Source organism: Cupriavidus sp. 01L46 (assembly GCF_056399905.1).
The window spans coordinates 1-5,242 of record NZ_JBFTSF010000399.1 but is presented as its reverse complement, the minus strand read 5'-3'; the positions used below and the strand labels follow the sequence as shown (position 1 = coordinate 5,242).

3 protein-coding genes, 1 tRNA gene and 3 pseudogenes are annotated in these 5,242 nt (G+C 55.5%); 4 read left to right on the top strand and 3 right to left on the bottom strand.

The window, feature by feature from the left end; genetic code table 11:
* A pseudogene (locus AC1DS3_RS35295) lies at window positions 1-289 on the top strand (anti-phage dCTP deaminase); the annotation flags it as partial.
* Between the two features lie 352 nt (window positions 290-641).
* Here AC1DS3_RS35295 and AC1DS3_RS35290 read toward each other — a convergent pair.
* The 3 genes and pseudogenes from AC1DS3_RS35290 to AC1DS3_RS35280 form a co-directional block, all read right to left on the bottom strand.
* Window positions 642-1,523, bottom strand: coding sequence for a plasmid partitioning protein RepB C-terminal domain-containing protein (locus tag AC1DS3_RS35290; RefSeq protein ID WP_441649863.1), 882 nt, complete (start codon window positions 1,521-1,523; stop codon window positions 642-644).
* Window positions 1,520-2,422, bottom strand: a complete 903-nt coding sequence (locus AC1DS3_RS35285) for a ParB/RepB/Spo0J family partition protein (RefSeq protein WP_441649862.1) — start codon at window positions 2,420-2,422, stop codon at window positions 1,520-1,522. Before AC1DS3_RS35285 ends, AC1DS3_RS35290 begins: the two co-directional genes overlap by 4 nt.
* Window positions 2,419-2,964: pseudogene (locus tag AC1DS3_RS35280) on the bottom strand (recombinase family protein); the annotation flags it as partial. The pseudogene AC1DS3_RS35280 and the gene AC1DS3_RS35285, both read right to left, overlap by 4 nt.
* An 880-nt stretch (window positions 2,965-3,844) precedes the next feature.
* On the opposite strand from AC1DS3_RS35280, the gene AC1DS3_RS35275 reads away from it, so the two are divergent.
* From AC1DS3_RS35275 to AC1DS3_RS35265, 3 genes and pseudogenes are all read left to right on the top strand, one after another.
* Window positions 3,845-3,946 (top strand) — tRNA-Lys (locus tag AC1DS3_RS35275).
* 5 nt (window positions 3,947-3,951) lie between these two features.
* On the top strand, window positions 3,952-4,446 hold the full coding sequence (locus AC1DS3_RS35270; protein ID WP_477109436.1) for an acyl carrier protein: 495 nt from the start codon (window positions 3,952-3,954) through the stop codon (window positions 4,444-4,446).
* Between the two features lie 653 nt (window positions 4,447-5,099).
* Window positions 5,100-5,242 (top strand): annotated as a pseudogene (locus AC1DS3_RS35265) (branched-chain amino acid ABC transporter substrate-binding protein); the annotation flags it as partial.

The following is a 5,242-nucleotide window of genomic DNA, read 5'->3' as shown; positions in this document are numbered from 1 at the left end:
TAGTGATTCTATTGAGGCTAATGGTGAAGGGGCGAAGCATAAGGTCAAGTTTGAGCCTTTCGTCGGAATCGGCCCTCGCAGGTTTGTTGATTTATTTTCGATGAGTTTGAGTAGTGGTAGAAATATTGTGCGGAAAGAAGGTGGGAAGGTGGTTGACTGGAGTAGAACTGGGGCTGAACTCAGGGTCCCAATGATACCGCTTTCGTATTTAGAGGCAGAGGTAATTCTTGTTAATGAGCTTTCAGCGATTGTTGTTGAAAATAAGGAGGTGATCCATGGCGACAAATAATTTTGAAAGGGCTCGTTCGTTAGTAAATGCCTGGCCGGAGTGGAAGCGCTCCTACGTTCTGACCAAGGATTCTGCGAGGGCTACGTCAGTCACTGAAAATAAAATTAGTACGGTTAGCAATTCTGAAAAAAAAATGAGTAATACGGTGAATGAGGACTTGCGAATTCCAAATCATGGAAGGAAGGACTAGGCCGGTACTCTGAGGCGTATGCTTTTTTGCGGGCAGAGTCGTCGGTTGCTGACTCTGCCCACGATACGGCAACAGCGGAATGGGTACGCGCTTGGCTTCGTTTTTGGCTGAAATCGTGTAGCGCATTCGGCGCCTGCTAGCCTAAAGGCTAGCGCGCTACTKCTACTGATCCAACGAAACTGTTTGTACAATCATCTCGAACTCGGCGAGGAGATCAGGCTGTCTCTGGCGCAGGAAGGCGGAAATTGATTCGTTCTCCAGTAACTTCCCYAGGTACCCCTTGGCCAACACAAGATTGAGGACGTCCTGGCCATATGTCTGTTCGACGAGCTTATATTGTCCCTGCAGATTTCCCATCTCACGCTCCATCTTTCCCATTTGCTCTTGGGTAACACCAGTCAACTTCTTAGGCTTCTTGCCATTGATTAAAAGAGGAACTGGCGTTGCAACCAGCAGCGCCTCGGCATAGGCCACCGTGAGATTGTTCGCAGAGACCATGAGCTCGATGCACTCCACTTGTCTCGTAGGCTTCATCTTCCGAATTGCACGCGACAACTCTGGTGAGAATTGGCGATCCTTGAGTAGCTCAGTTGCCTCGGGGCAGATCCCGTTGAGAAGGGTGATCTTCTTCTGGATATGTGAGACGTCGACGCTCAATGCTCTGGCCAGGCGCTCTGGAGAGACGCCGCGGTCGATGGCGCGTCGAAGCATGAGGTGCTCTTGGATCGTGGACAGTCGATTGATGCGGTTGTTATACGTGTACATTTCGTCATCTGTAGCGACGAGGCAAGATGCTTCAACGTAACCCAGGTCGCGAAGTGCAATGAGTCTAATGTGGCCGTCGAGCAGGACATGTTGCCCTGATTGTTGGTTCGCGGCAGTTACCGTAAGGGGTTCAATTAGGCCGATCTCCTCTATCGAAGATTTGATTTGCTTGAACTTCCGAGAGATCCCTATCCCGTCAGGCGGTCTCCGAGATGGAAGGATGCAGACGACTGGGACGCTGAGTGGTTCCGGTATAAATCCAAGTGTGACGCCGCTCATGACAGGCTCCCACCAGGCCAGACCCGCTCGGACAGATACTTCGGCAAGGTGGCCAAGTCCTCGGCTCGAAGGAGATTCACAAAGTTCTCGTCCACAAACAGCTGACGAAGCGCACCTATTACAAAAAGAAGGCGTTGCTGCGCGAATTCCGCTTTTCTTACAATCGCCTTTTGGCGCTCAACCTCGTTCTGATACGTGCGCACAAGGCTTGAGCTCGTGACATCGCTCATCTTGCGCGGCATCCTATGCGCTGCTGATCTTCCCAGAGTCTGCCTCCGTTCGATGACGCGCCGGGCATCCATCAATTGCTTTCCGCGGAGTTTTCCGGATTCATACGCCTCTTGTAGTGCCGCTTGAACGGCCTTGTCGTCGTCACCGGCACCCACAATTGTCAGGGCGACATTGAGCGGAATGCTTCCTTTCTCAACAGCTACAAGAAGGCGTTCTTCGCCCTGCTGCAACAGGGTCAGTATCCCCTGGACGTACTGCTGGGTAAGGCCGGTTTTCTCGGCGATGTTTTTTGGGGTGTACCCCTGGTCATGCAGTTGTCTTATGCCAGACAGTAGCTCCAGGGACCTGCACTGGCGGCGCGCTATGTTCTCCGTAAGACTCATGAGAAACGCATCCTCGTCACTCACGTGAACAACAAGCGCAGGAATTGTTGTCTCCCCGAGTGAGCGGAATGCCTTGAGTCTCCCCTCGCCGCATACGAGCATGTATCGCTCATCTCCGTTTGCGCCCGCGCGCGGTGTGACGGTGATGGGCTTCTTAAGTCCTATTAATTTGATGTTGCCGACTATCTCTTCGAAGACGCGGCCGTTTCGCTCCCGGGGATTGAGGACCTGGACCCGATCAATGGGGATCATCCGGACTTCACCGGGTTGTCGCTTCTCGATCATGCTGACCTCCGAACCTTCGCGCGAGCTGCCATTCCATACAAGTAATCAAGCGTGTCAAATCTGTAGCTCTCGAACTCAACCGGGTTCCGGTCGGCTAGGTTGATGCGCGGCMGACAGAAGTCGAGCCTCGGGAGCAAGTAGTAGTCCAAGGGGGCTGCGTTCGCGTGATCCAATCTCACCGCGACTGTGATATCCGGCACTAAGCTTGTATCGAATCGCACCTTCCAGTGGCTATGCCCGTTCTCATGGGCTTGGCAGCGCGCCAGGACGAGCGAGGCACTGAATTCTCGGTTCACGGTGAGCATATCGGTCGCAGGGTCGCGAGTCACCACACCGCCGAGAGCGGCAATCTGTTCCTCCGTTTGTGCCACGATTTCGGGATGGAGGCGCCTGAGGAAGCGGTTCGTTTCCACATATCGATAGTCCCGATCTGGAGTGAATCCAACTGTTTGGTAGGCGCGAATGAGGCTGCCGAAGCGATACACATAAACAGAGGTGGATGGCATCCCTTCGGTCTCATCGATGACCAGGCCGGAGAGGAAGGCTCCGATCTCCACTCGGGAGATCGCTGGGGGCGCGCACACAGACAAACTTAGCAGCTGTCGCGCTCCTGCGTGACACGTCATCTCTTTGCAATCGTGATCTGGTCTGCTCCCGGCCGCGCCAGGACGGTAATTCGGACGATCCACGAGTCCATCTTTGCAATCAGTCCGGAGGACGCGGGAGCGAGCGCGTAAAGGCCAGAGGGTATGGCTGTCAGCTTCCGCCACGCGTCCATCTTTGCAATGCGCCGCTTTACGTTCCGGCGGCGCTGCTGTTCTCGGTTTCGATCGCTGTAAGCTGGGTGTCGGATGCGATACAACCGCCAATAGTCCGCATGATCTGAGGCCCACACGCGCTGCGCCCGGGCTTGGTTCTCCCGGTAGTCGGCGTCGGTGCGCAGCCGCTGTCGCTGCCATTCGCGACGCCGCCGCCGCTGGCAGTCAGGGGACGGACAGAAGCGCTGACCGGGCGTCTGAGGTCGGACCTCGAAAGGCAGTCCGCACCCTGGGCACTGCCGGATGACTTTCATGCGCTTTGCTCCCCACCGGCAGTGAACCGGAAGCGATGACGAGGGTCGCGAGCGTYTACCCCGCTCGGGCGCTATTAGCTAACTAGATACTTAAAAAATGCTCAAGAAGCTATCTAGCGATTCTGCGAGGTTCGGTATGGGTTGTCAGCTCGATCCCTACGAAAGGAACCAAGTCAGAAGCGCGTTCGTAGAGACGGGGGAAGTGCAATGGGGCGCCTGCGGAGTGAATCTTGGGGCACCTGCACGACGGTCCAACTAAATCTGGATCGAGTTCACGGTAGTCCAGCTAATTCGCGTTCTTTTGTGCGGGGCCCGTGCCGAAGAATCTTTTCAAGTGCTTGATTTACTTAGAGTCGTAGTCCAGCGATCTCCGGTTTCGCACAGTAGATGTGTCTAGCTAGGTCTTCGGACTTTTAATCCGATGGTCGCGTGTTCGAGTCACGCACGACCCACGAGTATGTCGAAGGGCCTGTGGCGCAAGTCACGGGCCCTTTTTCATTTCTACGCACGCACCCAGTCCATAGCCGGCCAAGGTGCGGTCGATTCCTCCCTGCAGCAAATTCCTTCCCAAGACCTAGCCGGCATCGACGGTTGCATGTCTTCGCATGATGCGGTAAGATTTTCTTACCGCACCGTACAGTGCTTTGCTGAGGGTCTAGACATGACACAACTCGAATTGGAAGAGCTTCTGATTGCCGCCGTAGCCAACATCCAGAAGATGAGCGGTCGTGACGAGACGGAGGTCTCTGCCGACACGGTTCCACTCGATGACCTTCCTGGCTTCGATAGCTTGAATGGTGTTGAGGTCACGGTGGAAGTGATCGAGCAGCTTGAACTACCCTTAGAGGTTAATAATATTTTTGTCGCTGACGAAAAACCCATCTCAATCAGGGATGTTGCGAAGATGCTGTCTGAACTCGACCCAAAATTGGGTGGGCAAGTAGGAGTTTAAGATGTCTATTTCGGATCGCCTTCGGGAAGCACGTGAGATTGCTGGATTGTCACAAGGGCAGCTCTGCAGATTTGCCGATTACCGCTGGCACAGATCTCCCCACACGGTTGCTTACGCTGCGCCCGGGTGCGTCCATCGCAGCGCGCCTCGTGCTGGATGCGGCCTGCATGCCTGCAGATTCCGTTGCACTGATTGGTGCGTTGATCGTTGTCCGCGACGGGGTGATGGAGTATCGCTCCTTCGGACAGGTCGACATTCCCCGAAAGGCCGTGCCCGGGCAATAGCTGCGGTCCGGCGACACCTGTGGCGGCAATGTCGCTTCGGTGCTCCGATTGGTCTACTTGTGGTGGGTCGTGATGCAACGGCCGGCTCTGCCGCCACTCCGCGCGGCACCGACACCCCTGCGTTCCCCAACTTTCCATACTTCTGGTGCGGCAGCGCACCAGAACCGTGCCGTGCGCACGTAACTGCCGCCTGCCACGGGCGTCTTCGGCCGCCATTGCGGCGTTTTCCATCCCTGGACACCCCCAAAGTCACTGGCACGGTTGTTGCGATGCAGAATTCAAGTGACTTGAATTTAGAGAAAGTCGCATGTAGTTTTGCTCGAGTGACTTGAATACCAACCGTTTGTCCACGTGTCGAAGGGGATGAGAGTGCGCAAGAAGAACACCGTAGTTGCCGCTGCCTTGTTGCTGGCCTCGGCCGGGTTGGCCGGGATGTCCGCGCCGGCTGCCGCCAAGGATGTCGTCAAGATTGCCTTCGTGGGCCCGCTGACTGGCGGCGTGTCGTCCATCGG